Source organism: Pelagibacterium sediminicola, from assembly GCF_003390885.1.
GTDB classification, from domain to species: Bacteria; Pseudomonadota; Alphaproteobacteria; order Rhizobiales; family Devosiaceae; genus Pelagibacterium; species Pelagibacterium sediminicola.
In genome coordinates this window covers 392,570-415,657 of sequence record NZ_QMEL01000003.1, presented here as the reverse complement: position 1 = coordinate 415,657, position 23,088 = coordinate 392,570, and the positions used below count along the sequence as shown (strand labels likewise).

Sequence of the window (23,088 nt, the reverse complement as noted above, 5' to 3'; positions counted from 1 at the left end):
AGGGCCGTCAGATGGCCCGCCCGTTGGCATCGAAGACATGGACCCGGTCCGGGTCGATGCTGAGATGGATGTCCCGGTTCGATGCCTCGGGGTAAATCCCCGCGACTTCGGCGGTAAGCATGGTCTCGATCCCCGCTACCCGCATATGGACGAGGCTCGACCCGCCGAGCCTTTCGACCAGCACGATGCGGGCAGGTAGTCCTCCAGCTTCCCCAAGGGTAATGGCGTCGGGCCGGATGCCCAGTTCCAGTTGCGTGCCGGTGGCGATTCCCTGAAGGGGGCGGGCTGGCAGCAGGGGGCCGTCAGCCCCCACCCGTACACCGTCCGCCGCTGCCGTTACCGGCACGAAATTCATCTTGGGCTGGCCGAGGAAGCCGGCCACGAACCGGTTGGCGGGCTTCTGGTAGAGATCGAGAGGCGTACCTTCCTGCTCGATCCGCCCATCATTGAGGATGACGATGCGGTCGGCAAGCGTCATGGCCTCTACCTGATCGTGCGTGACGTAGATCATCGTGGTCTGAAGCTCATCGCGCAGGCGCGCGATCTCGACGCGCATCTGCGCGCGCAAATCCGCATCGAGGTTGGAGAGTGGCTCGTCGAACAAGAAGACGTCAGGCGAGCGCGTGATGGCCCGCCCGATGGCGACACGCTGGCGCTGCCCGCCGGAAAGCTGGCCGGGCTTGCGCTCCAGCAGCGCTTCCAGTTGCAATATCCTTGCGGCCTCGCGCACCTTGTCCTCGATCTCGGCGCGGCCCACCCCCGTCATCTTGAGGGCAAATCCCATGTTCTCGGCCACCGTCATGTGCGGATAGAGAGCATAGCTCTGGAACACCATGGCGATGCCGCGATCGGCGGCAGGCACGGTGTTCATCACCTTGCCGCCGATGCGAAGCTGGCCCGCCGTGATGTCCTCGAGCCCCGCGATCATCCGTAAGAGGGTCGATTTTCCGCAGCCCGAAGGGCCCACGAACACAACCAGTTCCCGGTCGGCGATCGACAGGGAGACGTCGTGCACCACCTCGACCTTGCCGAAGGATTTGTGAATGTTCTCGATATCTATAGACGCCACGTCCTCAGTCCTTCGCCTTTACCGCCCACATTTCGATTTCAACAAGAAAGCCCGGCAGCAGTACCGCCTGCACCGCCGTGCGAACCGGCAACGGCTTGGGCATCGCCTCCTCGTAGACCGCATTGAATCTGTGCCAGTCACCGAGGTCCGCGAGATAGACATTGACCTTGAAGACATCCGCGAGTGAGCAGCCGGCCGTTGCGAGCTGGTTTGCGCAATTGCGCAGGGTCGCAACGGTCTGCTCCCCGACCTCGTCGCCGATGACGGTCCCGTCGGGGTTGACGGCAACCTGTCCCGAAAGGACGACCAGATGGCGCGCATCGACCTCGAGCACGGGGGAGTAAGGCCCGGCCGTCGCGTGCTGGCTTGCATTCTCTGGTCGTGTCATGAGCGGATGGGTCACTATCTGTCCCGCCTCTTTCTCTATCTGTTTCATCCCTTTACCGCCCCCGACAGAAGGCCCTCGACGACGAAGCGCCACACAAGGACGACAAGGATCAGCGTCGGGACGATGGCTATGAATATGGCCGTGTTGAGCAGGCTCCAGCTCACATCGGTGTTGCGTGCCAGCGCAGCCATCACCACCGACACGGGCCGCGTGCTGCTGCTGCCTGAAAGGAGCATTGCGAACATGAACTCCGAATAGCTCAGCATGAAGGCGAAAAGCCCCGTGGCGCCGATCGAGGGTAGCGCCAACGGCACGGCCACGCGCCAGAACGTCTGGAAACGGTTGCAGTGGTCGAGCAGGGCCGCCTCGAAAATCTCCGCCGGTATCTTGCGGAAGAAAACCGACAGGATCAGCACTGTGAACGGCAGCGCCCGCGCCGTATGAACGAGAATGATTCCTATGGGCGTGCCCACCAGGTTCATCGCCTGCATGAGTATGTAGATGGGAGTCACCAGCGCCACCGCCGGAACCAGCGGTGAAAGGATGAGATACAGAAAGCTGACCTTTTTACCCGGAAAGGCATAGCGTGCGAAGATGAATGCCGCCGGGGCGCCCAGAATCAGGTTGAGCACCATCGAAGCGAGCGCGTTCACCGAGGAATTGACCAGCGCCTGCGGCACCTGCCGTGCCGCGTCCGAAATCATGGCGCGGTTGGCGCTCTCCATGTTGTAGCTGTCGGGCAATTGCCCGGTAAAGACATAGCGGTATGTCTCGAAATTGGGGCCCTCGGTGAAAAGGCTCTGGCCTTCTGTCAGCAGTACCCGGTCGGGCACGAGGCTTCCATAAAGTGAGAGCAGCACCGGGCCGCCGCTGAACAAAAGGATCAGGGCGGCAAAAACAAAGGTGGCGAGCCCGTTGAATCTGCCCGTCATCTTACTCACTCCCCGCGAAAAGGTCCGAAGGCAGTGCCTTGGTGATGGCAACGATCAACAGTGCGCTGATGAGCACGACGATGAAAGCGACTGCCGAACCGGCGCCGAAATCGTACATCGAGAAACTTTCACGCCAGATCTGGAAGCTTAGGAGCGTGGTGGCCGTGCCCGGCCCGCCCCCTGTCATGGCGTAAACGATGTCATAGCTCGTGAACGCGGTCAGCGCGTTATAGACGAGCAGCACAACGACCATGGATTTGATTTCCGGCCAGACGATATAGCGGAAGCGCTGGAACGGGCTGCGCGCGTCGATCACCGCCGCTTCCAGTACCTCGCCGTTGATGGCCGAAAGTGCCGCCATCATCAGAACGACCGCAAAGGGAATCTGTGTCCACACATGGGCGACGATAACCGCGCCCAGTGCTGTGCGTGGATTGGTCAACCAGCCGATGGGGCTGCTGATGAGGCCCAGGTCGAGCATCAGGCCGTTGAGAAAGCCAAAGCTGGGATGGAACACCCACACCCACAGCACCGCTGAAATCGCCCCCGGCAGCACCCATGGCAGAAGTACAACCGACCGGACCACCTGCGATCCCAAGAAACGGCGCTGCAGGAACAACGCCATCAGCGTGCCGATGATGACTACGGAAGGCGCGGCGATCAGCGTGAAAACGAGGGAGTTGCGCAGGGCAACGCCAAAATAGCTCCCGCTCATCACCCGCTCGTAGTTCCTTAAGCCCACGAACGGTTCGCCGGGAAACAGGATCATGACCTCGTGCAACGACGTCCACAGTGCGTGTCCGATCGGATAGACGGTCATCAGGATGACGGGCAGCAGCGCCGGCAGAAGCCAGAAGCCCGGATAGCGATTGATGGTCCACATGCTCAAGCCCGCAGGAAGGAAGGGGCGGGCGGCAATGGGCCGCCCGCTTGGCTCTCTTGTACGTTCGAACCGCGATCAGCGATTGGCGAACTGCTCCTTGAGTTCGCTCCAGCGCCGTGCGCCGTCTTCCATCACGTCCGCGACCGGCGTTTCACCGACCATGGCCTGAGCCAGAAGCGGCCGGAAATAGGCGGCCCAGATCGAGGAATATTCGGTGTAGTCACCGGCCCGCGCGATGGCGGCCTGCTCGCCAAGTGCGGCAACGTCCGCCCACTTGCCCCAGGCATCGATCACGTCCGGGTCCTCGAACAGCGGCAGTTGGCCGAAGCCAAGACCCTTTTCGACGGCCCAGCGCTTGGCGACCGTATAGGGCTTGCCGGCCATGAACTCGACGAACTTCCAGGCCGCTTCCGCCCGTGCCGGGTCTGCGGCGGCGCTTGCCGTCACGACATAGGACTTGGCAAACCCCAGCGTCTCATGGGTTTCCCCCGGCATGGGGGCGATGGCGAACTGGCCTGCCAGCGGTTGGGTCGCCGCATCGTTGAGCGCGGCCAGCACGTAGGTATAGACGATCGTGAAGGCGTGATTGCCGGTGTTCATTGCGGGGATGATGGTGGACTCATGGGGATCGGGCTGCACCAGATCCTTGCTCCACGCATCGGCCAGCCATTCGAGCTGCTGGAAAGCCCCGTTCCCGGGATCGGCGAACAGCGGTTCGCGGTTGTCGTCGAACATTTCGGCCCCGCGCCCATAGGCCTGGGCAACGAACGCATCGTAGAAGTTGGGCAGTTCCTGATCGTACTCGTAGATGATCGGCTTATCCATGCCACCGGCCTTGAGCTGCTCGGCAGCCGCCGTCACTTCCTCCCATGTGGTGGGAACCGCGATCCCGTTATCCTCGAGGATCTGCTTGTTGTAGATGAAGCTGATCGTGTCGGAATAATAGGGCAGGCCGTAGACTTCGTCATTATAGGTGACGTCCGAGAGCGCGAAGCCCGCGATGTCCTGACTCAGTTCCTCGATGGCGCCCTCGGGGGCGATGGCGTCAAGCGGTGCAATGAAGCCGGCGGCGCCCCATGCGGGCAACCAATCCTGACCACCATAGACTACATCGGTGGGCGTGTTGCCCCGGATGCGGAGAATCAGGCTGTCATTGTAGTCGGGCCAGGCATAGTCCGTGACGTTGACCTTGATTCCGGGGTTTTCGGCCTCGAACTGTGCGACGTTGTCCTGAACCGTTTCGAGTGAATAGTTCCAGACGACGAATTCGAGCGTGATATCCTGTGCCAATGCTGGCTGAACGGCAAGGCTACCGGCTAGCGCGGTAGCGGCCAGAAGTTTCCTGACGTGCATTTGGGTCTATCCTCCTTGACTTGACGAGCCGTCGTGTGACGGTTCGGGCTCGGCAGCGAAGGCTCCCATTTGTCATTGACACCTTCGCTCGCTGGCAGGATTATATGAACCACTTATGATCAATTGCAACCACTTTGTGAATGAGAGTGTGATGGCTGGCGACGAGCGGACCAACTTTATCGGTGGACAGTGGCGCGGAGATGCGCAGGGCGAGGTGAGGGCGCAGCTTTCCCCCATCGATGGCAGCGAGATCGGCCCGCTCACCTGGAGCACGCGCGCTACTGCCCGGGACGCCATCGAGGCCGCTCGCACCGCGCAGAAGGGCTGGCGTAAGGTCTCCACGTGGGATCGCGCCAGGGCCATGCGCCGTATTGGTGACGTAATCGGCTCACGGCGCGAGGAACTTGCCCGCCTGCTGACGCTCGAACAGGGTAAACCCTATGCGGAAGCCTATTTCGAGGTCGGAAAATCCATCGACGGCTTCAACCTGGCCGCCGATCTGGTGAAATATCTTGAAGGGACCACCATCCCCACCGAAGACCCCACCAAGCGCGTGATGACGTTCTACCAGCCGCGCGGCGTCTACGCAGTGGTGACGCCGTGGAACTTCCCGGTGAACATCCCCGTCGAATACATTGCGCCGGGCCTTGCGGCGGGCAACGCTATCGTCTGGACGCCGGCTCCGACCACCTCGCTGATTGCGGTGGCGCTGACTAGGGCCATCGAGGAGGCGGATCTGCCCCCCGGTATCTTCAATCTCGTGACCGGTGCGGGCAAGGAAGTGGGCGACGAGATCGTTTCCAACCCCGGAACGGACGCCGTGGGCTTTACCGGCAGCGCCCTTACCGGCAAGATCATCAGCCAGCGTGCCGCCGGAAAGCCGCAACTGATGGAACTGGGCGGTAATGGCCCGGTGATCATCCTCGATGACGCCGACCTCGACCGCGCCGCCGCGGCCACTGCTTCGGGATCATTCGTCAATGCGGGGCAGGTGTGTTCGTCTTCCGAGCGCATCCTCGTCCACCGCAGGATTTACGACGCCTTCGCCGAGCGCATGGCGGAGGAGGCACGCAAGGTGGTGCTGGGCGATCCGCGCAAGCCCGAAACCACAATGGGGCCGCTCAACAACCCCGCCGTTGCGCAAAAGGTCTCCGACCACGTGGCCGACGCCCTCGACCGGGGCGCGCAGGCGATGACCGGCGCGCGCCGGCCCGAGGGGGCGTTGAGCCCACTTTATTATGAGCCGACCATCCTTACCGGTGTTTCGCGTGATGCCGTGATCAACAGCGAAGAAACCTTCGGCCCCGTCGCCCCGCTCATCGCGTTCGATACCGACGAGGAAGCGCTGGAGATGGCCCATGACAGCCGCTACGGGCTCGTATCGTCGGTCTTTACCCAGGACATCAACCGCGCCTTCCACTTCGTCGAGGAAATGCCCACCGGCATCGTCAACATCAACGATACCTCCAACTATTGGGAGTTGCACATTCCCTTCGGCGGGGTGAGCGGCAAGGACAGCGGTATCGGGCGCGTCGGCGGCCGCTACGCGCTGGCTGCCATGTGCGATCTCAAGACCGCTACCTTCACGGTGCGCTGATGCGTTGGGAAGAAATGACATCGCCCGAGATCGGGGCGCTCGACCGGGAAAAGACGGTTGTGATCCTGCCCATCGGCTCGGTGGAGCAGCACGGCAACCATATGCCCGTGGGAACCGACACGATCCTCTCGCACGCGGTTTCGCTCGCCGCCGCCGAGCAGGCAGGGGATGCTGTGGTGTTGCCTCCGCCCTGGTACGGGTTTTCCGCCCATCACATGCGCTTTCCCGGTTCGGTGACGCTGCGCGCTGAGACGTTGCTTGCGCTGACCGGCGATATCGTCGATTCGGTGATTGCGCACGGCTTTAAACGCGTTCTCGTCGTCAACGGCCATGGCGGCAACGCAGGAGCGATCGATGTGTTGGCCTCGACCCTCGGCCATCGCCATTACGGGGCGGCCCGGATTGCGACGCTCACCTATTTCGCGCTGGCCCGCGACGCTATCGCCGCCTTGCGCCGTTCGGAGCCCGGCGGCATGGGGCACGCCTGCGAGTTCGAGACCTCGCTGGTCCAGCACCTGCGCCCCGAGCTGGTGAAGATCGAGCGCGCCGAAGCCACTTATCCCGATCCCGAGTCGGCCTATCTCACCACCGATCTCATCGGCGGGCAGGTGGTGCGCGTCTATCACGATTTCGCCGACCTTTCGCCCACTGGCACGCTTGGCGATCCGGCGCTGGCCAGCCCCGAGGCAGGCGAAAAGTTCTTTGCCACCTCGGTAAAGGCCCTTGGCGAGTTCATCGCCGATTTCCGCTCCTGGCAGATTCCGGAGGTTAGCAAATGAAACTTCGCATCGGAGTGATCGGGCTGGGCTTTTTCGGCAGCCGCCACGCCCGCGTTTTCAGCGATCACCTTTCCGCAGAACTGGTTGGTGTCACCGATCTCGACAGCGCCCGCACGGCGGAAGTCGCTGCCCTCACCGGCGCAAAGCCATACGCGGATTATAAGGACCTGCTCGCTAGCGATATTGAGGCAGTCAGCATCTGCCTGCCCGATCGCCAGCACGAGGAAGTCGCCATCGCTGCTGCCGAAGCGGGCAAGACAATCCTGCTCGAAAAGCCGCTGGCTCACAACGCGGACGCCGCAAGGCGCATTGTCGAGGCGGTCGATGCCAATGGCGGGCGCATGATGGTCGGCCATATCCTGCGCCACGACCTGCGTTATGTGCAGGTCTACGAGGCGGCCGCCCCCGAAAAGCTGGGCGAGCCCATCCACCTCCGCGCCAAGCGCAACGGTGTCCGCTCCACCGCAAGGCGGCTTGGCGCCAGCTCCTCGATCCTCTTTTACATGGGCGTTCATGATGTCGATGCCATGCAGTGGATCGCGCGCTCCAGGATCACCCGGGTCTATGCGCAAAAGCGCGAGATATTGGGCACGGGCAATGAGGATGTACTTTATGCGATGCTCAGTTTTGCCAATGGAGCTATCGGCATCCTCGACTACTCCTGGGCCTGGCCCGATGGGCTGATGAACGGCTTCCGCTCGGCATTCGAGATCGTGGGGACGCGCTCGGCAGCCGAGCTCGACGTGGCCGATCAGGGACTCTATTTCGTCGATGATGCAACGACGACCGGTGGCGATACCCATCTCTGGCCCGAGATCAACGGGCGGGTGGCGGGCGCGCTTGCCGACGAGTTGGACCACTTTGTCAAGGCGACCTTGCGTGGCGTGCCCTATGTCCAGCACCATCACGAAGCGCTGGATGCCATCCCCGTTCTCGACGCGTTGGCCGAGTCGGCCAGTACCGGCGTTCCCGTGGAGGTCTTGCGTTAAATGCCCTTGATGGCGCAAATGGTTGACAGGCGGTGTCCGATTCTGCTCATTGCGGACCGCTTCCGAGGGTCACCATGAATAGCCTGCACACCACAGCCCAACGCGCCTCTATCTCCACCAACGACCGCGCCACGCCGTCGCTGGTGTACCGGGCGCTGCTGCGCTCGATCCGGGACGGGCTGATGGTTCCCGGCGCTAAATTGCCCAATGAACGCGAGTTGGCGCTTCAGCTTAACGCGAGCCGCACCGCCGTACGCGCGGCGCTGGCCATGATGGAGCGGCAAGGGCTGGTCCATCGCCGGGTCGGCTCGGGCACCTTCCTCACCGACGATGCCCATGCCGTCTTCGAGCGCATGGACCAGACCAGTGTTGCCGAGCACGAGAATGTCCCGTCCTTTGCCGAGATCGTCGAGGGGCGACTGCTGTTCGAGCCTGCCATGATGCACCTCGTCGTCAACCGCGTTCAGGATGCGGAAATCGGAAAAATGCGGCGCCTGCTGGATGAAATTCTCACCGCCCCCACCTGGGAGGATTTCAAGGAGAGTATCTACGCGCTACACCGCGCGATGTTCGCGGCGACCAAGAACAAGTTTCTCATCCAGATCATGGGTTCGATCCTCGACGACCGGCGGGCCGTGCTGTTCGATGGTCACGATACCGACAAGCCCGCGCCCGACCTGGTTCGCCAGCAGACACACAAGGACCTCAAGGCAATCGTCGACGCCATCGATGCCCGTAACGGCAGGCGGGCCGAAGAACTGGTTTCTGATCACCTGATGCGTACGCTCGCGACTATCAATATCTGGCAGTAGCTTCGATCGCTGCATCCGCCTCGCTTCTGGACACCGCAACCGTTGTTCGACACTATCGGTTCAGTCTGCGCTTCAGGAGGATATATGTACAAGCACATACTAATCGCCACCGACGGATCGGATCTGTCCGACAAGGGGATCGATCATGGTCTGGCGCTCGCCAAGAGCCTGGGCGCGGCCGTTACCGTCGTCACCGTGACGGCAAACGAGATCATGCCATATTCGCAGATGACGGAAGAAATCCGGCGCGGCAATAACCCGTTGGAAATGGTCCGCGCGGCCATGGAAAAGGAAGCAAGCGGGATTCTGGATGCGGCGAGCGAAAAAGCGCGCGCCGCCGGCGTCGAGATAAAGACCCTGCACATTCCCGAGCGGCACGCCGCCGAAGGCATCCTTGAAGCCGCCAGGGAAAACAACTGCGATGTGATCATCATGTCCTCGCATGGCCGGCGCGGCTTGAGGCGGCTGATGCTGGGCAGTCAGACGGCGGAAGTGGTGACGACGGGCACGATCCCGGTTCTCGTCATCCGATAGGGCTGCCAGTCACGATTTTATTGAAATACCCTTGGTGGGAACGCGGTTTGCGCCCCACCTTGGCCGTATTTGTTCACGAACTTGTGAGGACCTGTTGCGGCGGACCTCCAAGGTAACAGGGTAGGTCGGTCCTGTTGCTGTCCCCCACAGCGGCAGGACCGGCTGAGCCAGCCGCCGCCAGCGACGGGTTGGTCAGGGGATGGGAGGTATCAAGATGATCGATGACGTGGATCGCAAGCACCTGCGGCGTTGCGTGGATTTGGCGGCCGAGGCGGTAAGGACAGGCAACGATCCCTTCGGTTCCGTTCTGGTTTCGGCGGCGGGCAAGGTCCTCTTCGAGGATCACAACCAGATTGCCGGCGGCGATCCCACCCAGCATCCTGAATTCGCGATTGCCCGTTGGGCGGCGGTCAACATGTCCGGCGAAGAAAGGGCCGCGGCAACGGTCTATACATCCGGGGAGCACTGCCCCATGTGCGCTGCAGCGCATGGCTGGGTCGGCCTTGGGCGTATCGTTTACGCCAGTTCGTCAGAGCAGCTTGTCAAATGGCTTGGCGAACTGGGTGTGGCGTCGTCGCCGGTGCGTCCGCTCCCCATCGATGAGGTCATAGAAGGCGTCGAGGCCGAGGGCCCGGTCGAGGAATTTTCCGCCGAACTGCGTCAGTTGCACGCCGGCTACCACGCAAAGGTGGGCACCGCCGGCCGCCTCGCCTGATCCTTGCCGCCGATTTCGGCGTCTTGCCATGTGCGCCCAGATGAGAAACTATCAGGACGCTGATATCGCGGCGATGATGCGATGCAACGCGAAAGAAGGCGATGGCTGAACTCAAGGACGAGCAACCCGAGGGCCGCCATATCCTCCGCTCCATCGGAAGGGGACTGGCTGGCCGATGTCCCAATTGCGGCAAGGGCCGGATGTTTTCGGGGTTCCTTACCCTTAAGTCGTGCGACGTCTGCGGGGAGGATTTGGCGCAAAGGGACCCGAGCCTGCTTCTCCCGCTGGTCGTGGGCCTCGTCGTCGTAGCCATTTTCGCGCACATATATTTCGTCATGGAGATATTCGGCATCGGCTCGCCGCTGATCTATATTTCCATCCTCTTTCCCGTAACAATCGTCGTGTCCCTCCTGACCATCCGGCCCTTCAAGGGTGCGCTGGTCGGCCTTGCATGGGCAGTACGCTCTGGCAGAACGTCGCAGGAATAGGGTCAGGCATCGGTCACGTCGTTTGCCGCTGGACAACCCTGAAGCCTGTGTCGATGATCGACGTCCGGTCAGTGTCCTCAAGCCCTGCGCGCCTGCCAAGGATCAGCCGCGCGGTTTCGCTGCCGATGACGTCCCCGAAAGGGCGAATGGTCGAGAGGGCAGGGGCGGCAGAGGAGGCGAATTCGAGATCGCCGAAACCCATGACGGCATAATCGCCGGGAATGGATCGCGCCTGCCGCTGCGCCTCGAAAAGAACGCCCAGTGCGATATGATCATTGGAACATCCGATCCCGACCGCGTCCTCATTGCCAAGTTCGGCCAGCACCCGGTTGAACAGGATGCCGCCCAACTCGGTGGTGGCCGGGGCAGGGTGATCGAAATGGCGGGCCGGTAGCCCCAGCGCTTTTGCCTCGGCCAAGAAGCCCTCGGCACGGCTGGCGGCCCTTTTGTCCTCGTGGACGCGTCCGCTCAAAAAGACGAGGGAGCGCCGCGCCCGCGACGCAAGATGGCGGGCCGCCGCTGCGCCAACTTCCCGGTGGTCGAAACCCACCGCCATATCGAGCGGAGTTTCCCCGCCGAGTTCCCAGATCTCGACCACCGGCACACCCGATGCCTTGAGCAATTGGCGTGTCGCAGCGCTGTGATCGGTTCCGGCGACGACCAGAGCGGCCGGTGCCCATGAAAGCGTGGTGCGCACCAAAGCATCTTCGACCGATTGGTCATATTCGGTCTGCCCGAGCATGATCTGCAGGCGTGCGGGATCGAGTCCGCGCTGCAGGGACGCGATGGTTTCAGCGAAAAAAGCGTTACGGATCGAGGGCACGATGACCCCCACTACGGGCGAACTGGCCGAAGCCAGCCCGCCGGCCATGCGATTGGGTGCATAGTTGAGATCGCGAACCGCAGTCCGTACGGCGTTACCCGCTTTGGCGGAAACTGCGTCGGGATTACGGAAAAAGAGCGACACGGTGGATGGGGAAACGCCCGCCCGTTCGGCAACGTCCATCATGGTCACGCCCTGAACCTTGCGGCGCTTGCGTGGGGTTTCCGATTTCGCCAATCCGGTTCTCCGCTGCTCGACCTTGCAAGTGATACGCCATCGTGCCAGTTTCGTAGCGCTATTATTTATAGGCGATGGTGCCGACGCACCGCAACATGGGAACTGGGGCGATGAGCCGAAAACCGCGCAGGACTTTGGAACAGTTGCGCTCCCAGCGCTGGTTTGCGTCGGGGGACATGCGCGGCTTTGCCCATCGCCAGCGCACCCAGCAGATAGGCATGCGCCGCGAGGAGTTCATGGACCGCCCGGTGATCGGCATCATCAACACCTGGAGCGACATGAGTCCGTGTCACGCCCATCTGCGCGACAGGGCGGAAGCGGTAAAACGCGGCGTTTGGCAAGCGGGCGGCTACCCGGTGGAACTGCCCGCGCTATCGGTGGGCGAAGTGATGGTCAAGCCCACGACCATGCTCTATCGCAACATGCTGGCTATGGAGGTTGAGGAGCTTCTGCGCTCGCACCCGCTCGATGGCGCGGTTCTTCTGGGCGGTTGCGACAAGTCTACACCCGGTCTCCTGATGGGGGCCATCTCCATGGATTTGCCGCTGATCTTCTGCCCGGCCGGCCCCATGTCCAACGGACAGTGGCGCGGCCAGAAGACGGGGGCGGGCACGCATACCAAGAAATATTGGGATGAATTGCGGGCCGGAACGATAACGGATGCCGACTGGGTGGACCTTGAAAGCCGCATGACGCGCTCCTTTGGCACCTGCAACACCATGGGCACCGCCTCGACCATGACGTCGATCGTCGATGTCATGGGCCTGACCCTGCCCGGCGCCAGTTCCATTCCTGCCGTCGACTCCGGCCATGTGCGCATGGCGTCGGCCTGCGGCGTGCGCATTTGCGAAATGGTCTGGGAGGATTTGCGGCCCTCGGAAATCCTCAACCGGGACAGCTTCCTCAACGGCGCGGTGGCCTATATGGCGATGGGCGGATCGACCAATGCGGCGATACATCTGATCGCCATGGCGGGGCGCGCCGGTGTGGAACTGACCCTCGACGATCTTTCCGAGGTTGCCACGCGGATACCGGTGGCCGCCAACCTTTTCCCCACCGGCCAATACCTGATGGAAGATTTCTATTTTGCCGGTGGCATCCTTGCGCTGATGCGCAAATTTGCCTCGCACCTCACTCTCGACCGCCCAACGGTTGCTGGAGTGACGCTGGCAGAAGCGCTCTCAGGCGCGGAATGCTGGAACGACGATGTGATCCGTGGCGAGGCCGATCCCGTCATTCCCCTCGACCGGGGCAAGACGTTGCAAGTGCTGCGCGGCAATCTGGCGCCCGACGGGGCAGTGATGAAATCATCGGCTGCCGACCCAAATTTTCTCCGCCATCGTGGCCCGGCCATCGTTTTCGATAATCCGGCCGAAATGAACCGCACGCTGGACGATCCCGATCTCGATATCACCGCCGATTGGGTGATCGTCTTGCGCAATGCAGGGCCGGTCGGCGCGCCGGGCATGCCCGAATGGGGTAATCTTCCCATCCCCAAAAAACTGCTGCGGGAGGGGGTGCGCGACATGGTGCGCATCTGCGACGGGCGCATGTCGGGCACCCATTACGGCACCTGTATCCTGCACGTCGCGCCTGAAGCCGCCATCGGCGGGCCGTTGGCCCTTATCAGGACCGGCGACATCGTTTCGCTCGACATCCCCGCCGGCAGACTCGACATGGAGGTGGACGCCGCCGAGCTGGACCGGCGCCGCGCCGAATGGAAACCGGCCGCGCCCCTTTACGAGCGCTCCTTTGCAGCCCTTTATCAGCGCCATGTGAGCCAGGCCGACAAGGGGTGCGATTTCGATTTTCTCGAAGGCACCGCTCCGGTTCCCGAGCCGGTCATTTACTAAAAGGACGCGCCCATGAAAGCCTTTCAGACCCTTTTGACCGGAAAGACGCCGCTGGGCACATGGCTGATGGCGGGCGCGCCCAATACGGCGGAAGCGCTGGGCCATGCCGGGTTCGATTTTCTGGTGGTCGACATGGAGCACGTCACCATCGAATTTTCCGATCTCGCCCATATCCTGCGGGCCATCGGGTGCACGCCAGCGGTGCCTGTCGTGCGCCTAGCCTGGAACGATCAGGTGCTGATCAAGCGCGCCATGGACGCCGGGGCCGAAACCCTGATGCTGCCTTTCATCCAGTCGGCGGAAGAAGCAAAACTGGCCATTTCCTATATGCGCTATCCGCCCCACGGCGTGCGCGGGGTCGCGGCGGTGCATCGCGGCTCACGTTTCGGCACGCTGCCGGGCTATCTGGCCAATGCTCATGAGCGGGCCTTTTCCATCCTGCAACTGGAAACGCCCGAAGCCATCGCCAATCTCGATGCCATCGCGGCCGTCGAGGGCATCGATGCGATTTTCGTGGGGCCGGGGGACCTCTCGGCGTCCATGGGCCACATCGGCGATATCGGCCACGGGGAAGTGCAGGATTTGATCGCCCACGCGGCAAAGGCGGCCAAAAGGGCCGGAAAGCCGGTGGGGATCGTCGGCCCCAACCCTGAGATGGTGCAGCGGTTCATCGATTACGGCTACAGCTTTGCCGCGGTCGCATCGGATATGGGGCTGATGACCGGCCGCGCCGCTGAATGGCTGGGTCAATTGCGTAAAGCCGCTGCCCCCTCCGCCACCTCGCAATCGGCCTATTGAATCATGGATAGCCCTTTTTTATGTATCAGCGATCTCGGGGCCCGGCTGGGTGAGGGCCCGGTATGGGAAGCGGATCGCGGAACGCTGCGCTTTACCGATATTGCTGGCAAGCGCCTCCATCGTCTCGATCCGGGATCGGGCAAGCTCGAAACGCTGGAACTGTCCGAAGAACTCGGCTCGTTCGCGCCCATCACCGACGGGTCGATCATCGCCGCCCAGCGCACCGGCATCTGGCGTATGAAGGAAGACGGCACCCGGCAGATGCTTGCTGCCAACCCCGAAGCCCATGAGGGCAGCCGCTTCAACGATGGCGGCACCGATCCGCGCGGGCGGTATATCGTGGGGACCGTCGATCCGGGTAAGCAGGGCCGCGCAACGCTCTATCGCTTCGACCAACGCGGGCTGGTCCAACTTGTCGATGGGCTGATGACCTCGAACGGGGTCGCCTTTTCACCCGATGGCCGCACGCTCTATCATTCCGATACGCCACGCTTTGCCATTTATGCCTATGACTACGATCCCGACGCGGGAGAAATCACCGGTAAGCGCGTTTTCGCCCGGCTCGAGCCCACCGAAACCGATCAGGGCCGTCCCGATGGGGCTGCCGTCGATGCCGAGGGTTGCTATTGGTCGGCTCTCTATCAGGGTGCGCGGGTCAACCGTTATGCGCCGACCGGTGAACTGCTCGCGAGCTACCCCGTGCCCGCGCAATCGCCGACCATGCCCTGTTTCGGCGGCCCGGACATGCGGACCCTGTTCGTCACCTCGGCGCGCGACGGGTGCACCGATGCACAGCTTGCCGAATACCCGCAATCTGGCGGCGTCTTCACCATGCGTGTCGATGTTCCCGGGGTTGCACGGCCTTTCTTCAACCCCGAGGTGTGAGCGATGTATGACACCGTGCGCTATAGGAGCCTTGCGGGGCGGCATGTGGTGATTACCGGTGGGGCCTCGGGCATCGGCGCAGAAATGGTCCGCGCCTTTCGGTCGCAGGACGCAACGGTCGGATTTCTCGATATCGATGGCGATGCAGGACAGGCGGTGGCTGAGGAAACCGGCGCGCGGTTCTTCGCCTGCGATGTCACCGATATCGATGCCTTGCGAGCAACGCTTGGGAGGATTGAGGCGGAAGATGGCCCGGTCCGCGTGCTCGTCAACAATGCGGGCAGGGACGACCGGCACGAGATGGCTTCCGTCGAGCCCGATTACTGGCGCCACGTGCTGTCCCTCAATCTCGACCACCAGTTTTTCGCTACCCAAGCCGTGAGCGCGGGAATGGCCGGGGCAGGCGGGGGATCGGTCATCATGCTCGGTTCGATCTCCTGGATGCGCGGTCGGGCGGGGATGGTGGGCTATACGACCGCCAAGGCGGCGATAAACGGGCTGACGCGCACGCTGGCGCGTGAACTGGGGCCACAGGCGATCCGGGTCAATTGCATCGTCCCCGGCGCAATTCTCACCGAGCGCCAGAAAAAGCTCTGGCTCACGCCCGAACTCGACCGGCAATTCATCGACCTTCAGGCACTCAAGTTCCGGCTCGATGCCAGCCATGTAGCCCGCATGGCGCTGTTTCTAGGCTCGGATGAAAGCGGCGGTGCTACAGGCGCCAACTTCATTATCGATGCCGGATTGACGCAGAATTGAGCGACAAACCCATGATCCAGTTCCACGCCATTCCGTCCGGCTTTGAAATCCGGCTCGGGGACAAGCCGATCCTCGTCCATAGCACGGACGCTCCGGCCCTTTTCGTTGGGCGGGGCGAGGCGCGGATGGATATGTATCGAGGCAATTTCGATATCGAGGATTATGTCTCCGAACGTATCGCATTGCGCGGGGCGAGCGTGCAGGGCAGGGACATCCTCTTTTCGGCGGGGGAAGGCGATGCACCGCTGCTCGCCCTGAAGGTCATGGACGATAGTCTTGTGTTTGAAGCGCACGATCCTTCCCTCAACCGGTTCTGGCTGCGCATCGTTGCGGAACCCGGCGAGCATATCTGGGGCGGCGGCGAGCAGATGTCCTATTTCGACATGCGGGGTCGCCATTTCCCCCTCTGGACCTCCGAGCCCGGCGTCGGGCGGGACAAGAGCACCGAGATCACCCGGCTGTCCGATCTCCACAACAAGGCGGGCGGGGCTTACTGGAACACCAACTATCCCCAACCCACATGGGTTTCTTCGCGCCGCTATGCGCTCCATGTCGACACCACCTGCTATTCGTCCTTCGATTTCCGTCACGAGGGCTTTCACGAGATCGAGGTGTGGGAGGTGCCGGAACGCATCGAACTGTTTGGCGCTGACAGTTTCATTGCGCTCGTTGGCGAGCTTTCCTCCCGCTTCGGGCGGCAGCCCGAGCTTCCCGACTGGGTTTATGGCGGTGCGATCATCGGGCTCAAGGACGGGGCCAATTCGTTCTCGCGCATGGAACGGATGATCGCGGCGGGCGTGAAGGTATCGGGCCTATGGTGCGAGGACTGGGTGGGGCTGCGCCACACCTCGTTCGGCGCGCGGCTGTTCTGGGATTGGCAGGCCGATGAGCGCCGCTATCCCGGCCTTGGCAAGCGCATCGCTGAACTGCACGAACGCGGCATCCGCTTTCTGGGCTACGTCAATCCGTATCTGGCGGCGGACGGGCCGCTGTTCGCCGAAGCCGAAGGGCAGGGATTTTTCGCGACCGACGCGAAGGGGGATACGGCCCTCGTTGATTTCGGCGAGTTCGATTGTGGGGTTGTCGATTTCACCAACCCCGATGCCGCCGCATGGTTCGCCGAGCGGGTGATCGGTCAGAACATGCTCGATTTCGGCCTCTCGGGCTGGATGGCCGATTTCGGCGAGTATCTGCCCATCGACGTCAAGCTCTTCAACGGCGTCGATGCGCGCGAGATGCACAATGGCTGGCCCACGCTCTGGGCCGAGGTCAATGCGCGAGCGGTGGAAAGCCGGGGCAGGACCGGCGAGGTCTTGTGGTTCATGCGCGCGGGGTTCACCGGCGTAGGGGCGCACTGCCCGCTGCTCTGGGCGGGGGACCAGTCAGTGGATTTTTCCCGTCACGACGGCCTGGTGACCGTCATCTGCGGGGCGCTGTCATCGGGGCTTCTGGGCAATGCCTACCATCATTCGGACATTGGCGGTTATACGAGCCTTTTCGGCAATGTGCGGACGGCGGAACTTTTGATGCGCTGGTCGGAGATGGCCGCCTTTACGCCCGTGATGCGCAGCCATGAGGGCAACCGCCCGGCCGAGAACCTGCAACTTGATCAGGACCACGAAGTCCTTGCTCATTTCGCCCGCATGACGCAAATCTATTGCCTGCTTGCGCCCTATCTCAAGCATCTTTCCGCCGAGGCGGCGGCGACCGGTTTGCCGGTGCAGCGCCCGCTGTTTCTCCATCACGAGGCCGACCGGGAAACCTATGCGATCCAGGACCAGTATCTTTACGGCGCCGACATGCTCGTCGCGCCGGTCTGGCAGGCGGGGGAGAATGCGCGGCGCGTATACCTTCCCCAAGGGCACCGCTGGGAACAGCTCTGGAGCGGCGAGACGGTGGATGGCGGCCAATGGATCGAGGCCGCGGCACCGATCGGCCAGCCGGCTGTCTATTTCGATCCGGAAAGCGGGTTTGCCGATCTCTTCCGCCGGGTGCGTACACTTTAGATGATCTTTTGGAGCGAAATCCTTACCCCGCAACTGGTTTTTCTCTGGCTGGTTGCCGGTGGAGCCGCGTGGGTCCAGACGCTGACGGGCTTTGCCTTCGGGCTGATCCTGATGGGGGCGGTCGGGCTGTTTGGACTTGTCCCGCTGCCCGAGGCGGCCATTGTTGCCAATCTGTTGGTGATCTTCAACGGCATGATGGTGCTGCGCAAGGACTGGCGCGAGATTGACCGGAAGGGGCTTGGCCTGTTGCTGTTCGGCACTCTGCCGGGGCTGGCTATCGGTTACGGCCTCTTGCTCTATCTCGCCGCGACCGCGCTTTCCGCACTGGCGCTCATCCTCGGGGCGCTGATCCTTTTTGCATCGCTCCAGATGCTGAGCCGGCCGCAGGCGCGGGCAGAGCGGAGCGGGCCGGTTTCGTTCATTGCCACGGGGCTGGTCGGTGGCGTCATGGGCGGGCTGTTCTCGACCGCCGGGCCGCCGATCATCTGGCAGATGTATCGACAGCCCTTTACCCACGCTATGGTGCGCGCAACGCTGGTCAGCGTATTCTTCATCAACGCGGTGGTGCGGCTTGGGCTCGTGCTTGTAACGACGGGCGTTTCCGCGCCCATCTGGCTGGCCGCCGCCGGCGCCGTGCCCATGGTCTGGCTGGGTACGTTCGCCGCGCAGAAATTTCCGCCCCCGGTGCCCCCCGCGATCCTGCGCCGAATCGCGGCGAGCCTGCTCCTTGCTTCGGGGCTGGCACTGTGCGCGCCGCCCCTTGCAGCACTGTTGATCGGTTAGCCGATCCTTTGCCCGTCCGCGTCGAAGGCGTGGATGTTTTCATCATCGAAGGCCAGGCGGATTTCCGCGCCGCGCTCGATCAGCGGCTGGCCCTCCAGCACGGTGAGGATCGAACCCGCGCCTTCCGCCGAGGCGTGCACCACCGTTTCTGCGCCCAGCGCCTCGACCAGATGGACCTTGGCCGCGATGGCGCGTTCGCTATCCTGGGCAAGACGCAGGTGCTGGGGGCGGATACCGATGGTTACCGGCCCGGCATGATCCAGCACGACCTCGGCCCCGCCCGGCAGCGCGGCACGTCCGGACTTTGCTTCGGTCACAAAGAAATTCATGTTCGGAGCCCCGATGAACCCGGCGACGAACAGGTTCTGGGGCCTGTTGTAAAGATTGAGGGGCGTATCGACCTGCTCGATCCTTCCCTTGCGCAGCACGACGATCCGGTCGGCCAGCGTCATGGCCTCGATCTGGTCGTGGGTCACGTAGATCATGGTGGTGGCGAGCCGGGCGTGGAGCGCCGCCAGTTCAGCGCGCATGGTGCCGCGTAGTTCGGCATCGAGGTTGGAAAGCGGTTCATCGAGGAGGAACGCGGTGGGGTTGCGCACAATGGCGCGGCCGATGGCCACCCGCTGGCGCTGCCCGCCCGAAAGCTGGGTGGGGCGTCGCGTGAGCAGCTCGCCGATGTCGAGCATGCGGGCTGCTTCTTCGACGCGCTGGTCGATTTCCGCCTTGGGCATGCGCGCGTTTTCGAGCCCGAACGAGAGATTCTGGCGCACCGTCATATGCGGATAGAGCGCGTAGGACTGGAACACCATGGCAAGGCCGCGATCGGCGGCGCCCTTGCGCGTCACGTCCACGCCATCGATCTCGATTTTCCCCGAGGTCGGCTGGTCGAGCCCGGCGATGAGCCGGAGCAGCGTCGATTTCCCGCAGCCCGACGGCCCGACGAAAACCACGAGTTCCCCTTCGCCGATCTCCAGGTCGATCCCGTGGATCACGTCGACCGTGCCGAAGGACTTGCGGATACCTTCAAGTGCGATGCGCCCCATGCGCCCCTCCTATTTGATGCCCGCCCCGGCAATGCCGGTGGTGATGAAGCGCTGCAGGAAAATGAACACCAGAACCACGGGGATCATCGTCACCACGGTCATGGCGAGGATGTAGTGCCACTGGACGTTGAGTTCCCCCGCATAGGTGTTGAGCCCGATCTGCAGCGTATAAAGCTCGCGGCGCGACAGGACGATCAACGGCCAGAGGAAATCGTTCCAGCGCCAGACGACCGAGAAGATGGCGAGCACGGCGAGCGCCGGTGCGGCGAGCGGCAGGATGATCCGCCAGTAGATCTGCCATTCGGAGGCGTGGTCCATGCGGGCCGCCTCGATCAGTTCGTCGGGGATGGTCAGCATGTATTGGCGCAAAAGGAACACGCCGGTGGGCGTTGCGATGGTGGGCAGGATCACCCCCCAGAGCGAGTTGAGCAGCCCCACGGCGCTCACCACTGAATAGAGCGGCACGAGGATCACCGAAAGCGGCACCATCAACGTGCCGATGATCAAAAGCATCACCGCGTCGCGCCCGCGGAAGCGGTATTTGGAGAGCGCGTAGGCGGCCATGGAGTTGGTGAGCAGCGTCAGGAAGGTCGCGGCCATCGTCACGAACACCGAATTGCCCAGATAGCGCATGAAATCGAACGAAAGGAACGGATCGACGTAATTGTCTACTGCCAGTCCTACCTCGCGCAGCGGCGTCCGGTCGGTGAGGCGCACGCTGATCCTTTCGCCGGGATCGGCGGGATCGACCATCTGCGCCGAAGTCCCGATGCGGCGTATTTCGGCCAATATGCGTGTCGTGCCGTCTTCCATGGTAGCTTCAAAGAGCGGCAGGGGCGCATCGTGGCCCTCGACTGTTGCCACCTCCTGCACATAGGGCAGGAGGGTTGGCGGGAATTCGGCGAGTTGGGCCGGGCCCTTGAACGATGAGGACACCAGCCACAGGGCGGGGCCGAACATGAGAATCGTGCCGCCGATCAGCCAGACCCAGGTGACGATGTCGGTCCAGTGCCAGCCACCGTCGCGGCCGCGCCTGCGAAAGATGAAGTTCTTGATCGCGCTCATCGTGTGTTGCCCCTTTCGGCGCGCCTCGACAGTCCGAGCTGGATCAGCGTGAGGACGACCAGTACGAGCCCCATGAGGATCGAGGCGGCAGCGGCCAGCCCCGGATTGCGCAGGAAGGAAGCAAAGCCCACCTCATAAATATACTGGGTGAGGAACAGCGTGCTGGTGCCCGGCCCGCCGCCGGTCAGTACATAGGCTTCATCGAAAATCTGGACGCCCCGGATAAGCGCCAGCACCAGAACCACGGCCAGGTTCGGCCCGAGCAGCGGCAGCGTGATCCGCCAGAAGACGCGCGCCGGTGGCGTCGCGTCCATTTCGGCGGCCTCATAAAGATCCTTGGGGATGGCCTGCAATCCAGCCAGCAGGATGAGGGTATAAAACCCCATATGCGCCCATGTGGAAACGCCGATGGCGGCGGCAAAGGCGAAGAACCGGTCGTTGAGCCAGACGACGGGATCAAAGCCCAGATTGGTAACGATCAGGTTCATCAGCCCCTGTCGCTGGAGAATCCAGCGCCAGATCAGGCCGACGACGACCGGGGATAAAAGGACGGGAAAGAAAAAGACTGCACGAAAGAACCCGCGCCCCGCGATGTTGCGGTTGAGGATCAGCGCCGTGATCATGCTCACGCAGACCATCAGGCTCACCTGAAACAGCACGAACAGCGACGTATTGCGCACCGCTGTCCAGAACTGGTCCTCGCGGCAGGTGAGCGGCTGGAGATAATTGCCGCATTCAAGCAGGCGGCCATATTGGCCAAAGCCGATGAAACTGCGGTCTCCCAACAGGATATTGGTGCCGCCCGTCAACGAATACACGAAGTTGAGCACCAGCGGAATGATGACGAACACGCCGAAGATCGCCATGTTCGGAAGGAGGAAAAATGCGACCATCCCGCCGGTGCCCGTTCCGCGCTGCCACAGACGCAGCACCGGATCGAAGGCCCGGGCAATGAGGACGAGTGGCAATGTTGCCACCCGTCCCACAGTTTCACCGAACCGTGCCATGGCTTACTGCCCGGCTGCCTCGACCTGATCGGCAACATCGCTGTCGATCAACTCGCGTGCCTGTTCCATGGTGAGTTCGCCGGCCATCACCTGACTGATGCGGGTGACGATCGCACCGTAATAGGTGTTGGCCCAGACCCAGGCCGGCATGGCGTCGGCGGCGGGCATGGTTTCGGCGGAGGCCGCCACGAACGCGTTGAGCGCAGGCGGAACGAGCGGGTCGTCCGACTGGAACTCGAGCCCGCCCTTGGCGACCACGCCCGCATGGGCAGGAAGGAACAGCGTGCGTTCGCTGAATTCACGCAGGATATCCTCGGAAGCAAGGAAATCCATCACGCGCGCGACTTCTTCTGGATGCTGAGTATACTTGATTCCGACAAGCGCCGCACCGCCCGCCATGCCCGAACACCCGGCATCGCCGCAGGGCGAACCGATCATCACCCAGTCAAAAGCGTCGCCGATCTTGCTCGACAGGTTCGAGACTTGCCACGAGCCCGAATAGTAGAACGGGATCTGGGCGTTGATGAAGTCGTCGGCCGCGGCGCGATAGGTAGTGCCGGCGGCAGAGACCCACACTTCAGGAAGCATCAGGCCCTGTTCGGTCCATTCCGCGAGGCGGGACAGATACGCCATGGCGCCATCGTCGATCGGGGCGGGCATCCCGTCATCGGCTATGAAATTGGCGCCATAGGAGATGGACGGTCCGGCAACGCGATGGCCCGAGCGATCAATGGCGAAAGCGGCAGGCAGCCCCTGATCTTCCATCACCTGCCGGCTGGCTTCGATCCATTCGTCCCAGGTCGCGCCCGGTCCGGGAAGCTCGACGCCCGCCTGCTCGAACAGGGTCGCATTGGCAAAACCGCCGGTAAGGGTGAGCTGGGTCATATAGCCGGGGATGGCATCGGACCCGTCTTTGCGTATCCAGTCGAAGCGGCCGCCGAAGTTCTCGTCCCAATAGGCCGGATCGGCCACATGGGGGCGCAGGTCAATCCAGTGTTCGGCCTGGGCCTTGAGGTTGGTCACCCGCGCGATGTCGGGGCCTTCCCCGGCGGCGAGCTGGATGGGAAGCTGCTCCATGATCACCTGATAGGCGACATTGTCGAGCACGATATCGATATCGGGGTTATTCTGCTCGAAGCGGTCGAGAAGGTCGGCGATGACCTCGCCTTCATTGCCGTCTGAATACCACATGATGCGCACTTCCGTGACATTCTGTGCAATGGCGCCCGAGGCCAGGACGGCCAGTGCGACGCCGGAAAGCAAAATCGTCTTCATTGTGTGTCTCCTCCC

At 62.7% G+C, this 23,088-nt stretch carries 23 protein-coding genes; 13 read left to right on the top strand and 10 right to left on the bottom strand.

The window, feature by feature from the left end; genetic code table 11:
• Nucleotides 1-7: 7 nt before the first annotated feature.
• From DQG18_RS08165 to DQG18_RS08145, 5 genes are all read right to left on the bottom strand, one after another.
• Nucleotides 8-1,069 (bottom strand): ABC transporter ATP-binding protein, encoded by a 1,062-nt coding sequence (locus tag DQG18_RS08165; protein ID WP_116653727.1) that lies wholly within the window; start codon nucleotides 1,067-1,069, stop codon nucleotides 8-10.
• A gap of 4 nt (nucleotides 1,070-1,073) precedes the next feature.
• Nucleotides 1,074-1,472, bottom strand: coding sequence for a RidA family protein (locus DQG18_RS08160; RefSeq protein WP_157970060.1), 399 nt, complete (start codon nucleotides 1,470-1,472; stop codon nucleotides 1,074-1,076).
• A gap of 29 nt (nucleotides 1,473-1,501) precedes the next feature.
• Nucleotides 1,502-2,389, bottom strand: a complete 888-nt coding sequence (locus DQG18_RS08155) for a carbohydrate ABC transporter permease (RefSeq protein WP_116653725.1) — start codon at nucleotides 2,387-2,389, stop codon at nucleotides 1,502-1,504.
• A gap of 1 nt (nucleotide 2,390) precedes the next feature.
• Entirely contained in the window at nucleotides 2,391-3,272 is an 882-nt protein-coding gene (locus DQG18_RS08150) for a carbohydrate ABC transporter permease (protein WP_116653724.1), read from the bottom strand.
• Between the two features lie 75 nt (nucleotides 3,273-3,347).
• Nucleotides 3,348-4,625 (bottom strand): ABC transporter substrate-binding protein, encoded by a 1,278-nt coding sequence (locus DQG18_RS08145; RefSeq protein WP_116653723.1) that lies wholly within the window; start codon nucleotides 4,623-4,625, stop codon nucleotides 3,348-3,350.
• 151 nt (nucleotides 4,626-4,776) lie between these two features.
• On the opposite strand from DQG18_RS08145, the gene DQG18_RS08140 reads away from it, so the two are divergent.
• From DQG18_RS08140 to DQG18_RS08110, 7 genes are all read left to right on the top strand, one after another.
• Nucleotides 4,777-6,222: an aldehyde dehydrogenase family protein gene (locus DQG18_RS08140; RefSeq protein WP_116653810.1), complete on the top strand. Its 1,446-nt coding sequence runs from the start codon at nucleotides 4,777-4,779 to the stop codon at nucleotides 6,220-6,222.
• Nucleotides 6,223-6,236: 14 nt separating this feature from the next.
• Nucleotides 6,237-7,001: a creatininase family protein gene (locus tag DQG18_RS08135; protein ID WP_198669706.1), complete on the top strand. Its 765-nt coding sequence runs from the start codon at nucleotides 6,237-6,239 to the stop codon at nucleotides 6,999-7,001.
• Complete coding sequence (locus DQG18_RS08130) at nucleotides 6,998-7,990, top strand: Gfo/Idh/MocA family oxidoreductase (protein WP_116653721.1); 993 nt, start codon at nucleotides 6,998-7,000, stop codon at nucleotides 7,988-7,990. The genes DQG18_RS08135 and DQG18_RS08130 overlap by 4 nt, the downstream gene beginning before the upstream one ends.
• Before the next feature lie 74 nt (nucleotides 7,991-8,064).
• The gene (locus DQG18_RS08125; protein WP_116653720.1) at nucleotides 8,065-8,802 is read left to right on the top strand and encodes a FadR/GntR family transcriptional regulator; all 738 of its coding nucleotides are present in this window, start codon (nucleotides 8,065-8,067) and stop codon (nucleotides 8,800-8,802) included.
• 84 nt (nucleotides 8,803-8,886) lie between these two features.
• Nucleotides 8,887-9,336 carry a universal stress protein gene (locus DQG18_RS08120; protein ID WP_116653719.1) on the top strand — a complete coding sequence of 150 codons (450 nt, stop codon included), beginning with the start codon at nucleotides 8,887-8,889 and terminating at the stop codon, nucleotides 9,334-9,336.
• Between the two features lie 214 nt (nucleotides 9,337-9,550).
• On the top strand, nucleotides 9,551-10,051 hold the full coding sequence (locus DQG18_RS08115) for a nucleoside deaminase (protein WP_116653718.1): 501 nt from the start codon (nucleotides 9,551-9,553) through the stop codon (nucleotides 10,049-10,051).
• 101 nt (nucleotides 10,052-10,152) lie between these two features.
• Nucleotides 10,153-10,539, top strand: coding sequence for a DUF983 domain-containing protein (locus DQG18_RS08110; protein WP_116653717.1), 387 nt, complete (start codon nucleotides 10,153-10,155; stop codon nucleotides 10,537-10,539).
• A 13-nt stretch (nucleotides 10,540-10,552) separates the two neighbouring features.
• Here the strand turns inward: DQG18_RS08110 and DQG18_RS08105 are convergent, their stop codons facing one another.
• On the bottom strand, nucleotides 10,553-11,599 hold the full coding sequence (locus DQG18_RS08105; protein WP_245958405.1) for a LacI family DNA-binding transcriptional regulator: 1,047 nt from the start codon (nucleotides 11,597-11,599) through the stop codon (nucleotides 10,553-10,555).
• Between the two features lie 110 nt (nucleotides 11,600-11,709).
• Here DQG18_RS08105 and araD point away from each other — a divergent pair, with 110 nt between their 5' ends.
• The 6 genes from araD to DQG18_RS08080 are packed head-to-tail and all read left to right on the top strand — an operon-like array spanning nucleotide 11,710 to nucleotide 18,683.
• A complete protein-coding gene (gene araD / locus DQG18_RS08100) occupies nucleotides 11,710-13,452 on the top strand; it encodes an L-arabinonate dehydratase (protein ID WP_116653808.1) in 1,743 nt (580 codons plus the stop codon).
• A 12-nt stretch (nucleotides 13,453-13,464) separates the two neighbouring features.
• Nucleotides 13,465-14,250, top strand: coding sequence for an HpcH/HpaI aldolase family protein (locus DQG18_RS08095; RefSeq protein WP_116653716.1), 786 nt, complete (start codon nucleotides 13,465-13,467; stop codon nucleotides 14,248-14,250).
• Nucleotides 14,251-14,253: 3 nt separating this feature from the next.
• Entirely contained in the window at nucleotides 14,254-15,135 is an 882-nt protein-coding gene (locus tag DQG18_RS16315) for an SMP-30/gluconolactonase/LRE family protein (protein WP_198669705.1), read from the top strand.
• A 3-nt stretch (nucleotides 15,136-15,138) separates the two neighbouring features.
• Nucleotides 15,139-15,894 carry an SDR family NAD(P)-dependent oxidoreductase gene (locus tag DQG18_RS16310; protein ID WP_198669704.1) on the top strand — a complete coding sequence of 252 codons (756 nt, stop codon included), beginning with the start codon at nucleotides 15,139-15,141 and terminating at the stop codon, nucleotides 15,892-15,894.
• Nucleotides 15,895-15,908: 14 nt separating this feature from the next.
• Nucleotides 15,909-17,900, top strand: a complete 1,992-nt coding sequence (locus DQG18_RS08085) for an alpha-glucosidase (protein ID WP_425454221.1) — start codon at nucleotides 15,909-15,911, stop codon at nucleotides 17,898-17,900.
• Nucleotides 17,901-18,683: a TSUP family transporter gene (locus tag DQG18_RS08080; protein ID WP_116653714.1), complete on the top strand. Its 783-nt coding sequence runs from the start codon at nucleotides 17,901-17,903 to the stop codon at nucleotides 18,681-18,683.
• Here DQG18_RS08080 and DQG18_RS08075 read toward each other — a convergent pair.
• Genes DQG18_RS08075 through DQG18_RS08060 form a run of 4 tightly spaced genes read right to left on the bottom strand, consistent with a single transcriptional unit; the run spans nucleotide 18,680 to nucleotide 23,073 of the window.
• Nucleotides 18,680-19,726, bottom strand: a complete 1,047-nt coding sequence (locus tag DQG18_RS08075; protein ID WP_116653713.1) for an ABC transporter ATP-binding protein — start codon at nucleotides 19,724-19,726, stop codon at nucleotides 18,680-18,682. The genes DQG18_RS08080 and DQG18_RS08075 overlap by 4 nt on opposite strands.
• Nucleotides 19,727-19,735: 9 nt before the next feature.
• Nucleotides 19,736-20,791 carry a carbohydrate ABC transporter permease gene (locus DQG18_RS08070; protein WP_116653712.1) on the bottom strand — a complete coding sequence of 352 codons (1,056 nt, stop codon included), beginning with the start codon at nucleotides 20,789-20,791 and terminating at the stop codon, nucleotides 19,736-19,738.
• Nucleotides 20,788-21,798, bottom strand: a complete 1,011-nt coding sequence (locus DQG18_RS08065; RefSeq protein WP_116653711.1) for a carbohydrate ABC transporter permease — start codon at nucleotides 21,796-21,798, stop codon at nucleotides 20,788-20,790. Before DQG18_RS08065 ends, DQG18_RS08070 begins: the two co-directional genes overlap by 4 nt.
• Before the next feature lie 3 nt (nucleotides 21,799-21,801).
• Nucleotides 21,802-23,073 carry an ABC transporter substrate-binding protein gene (locus DQG18_RS08060; RefSeq protein WP_116653710.1) on the bottom strand — a complete coding sequence of 424 codons (1,272 nt, stop codon included), beginning with the start codon at nucleotides 23,071-23,073 and terminating at the stop codon, nucleotides 21,802-21,804.
• Nucleotides 23,074-23,088: the final 15 nt, after the last annotated feature.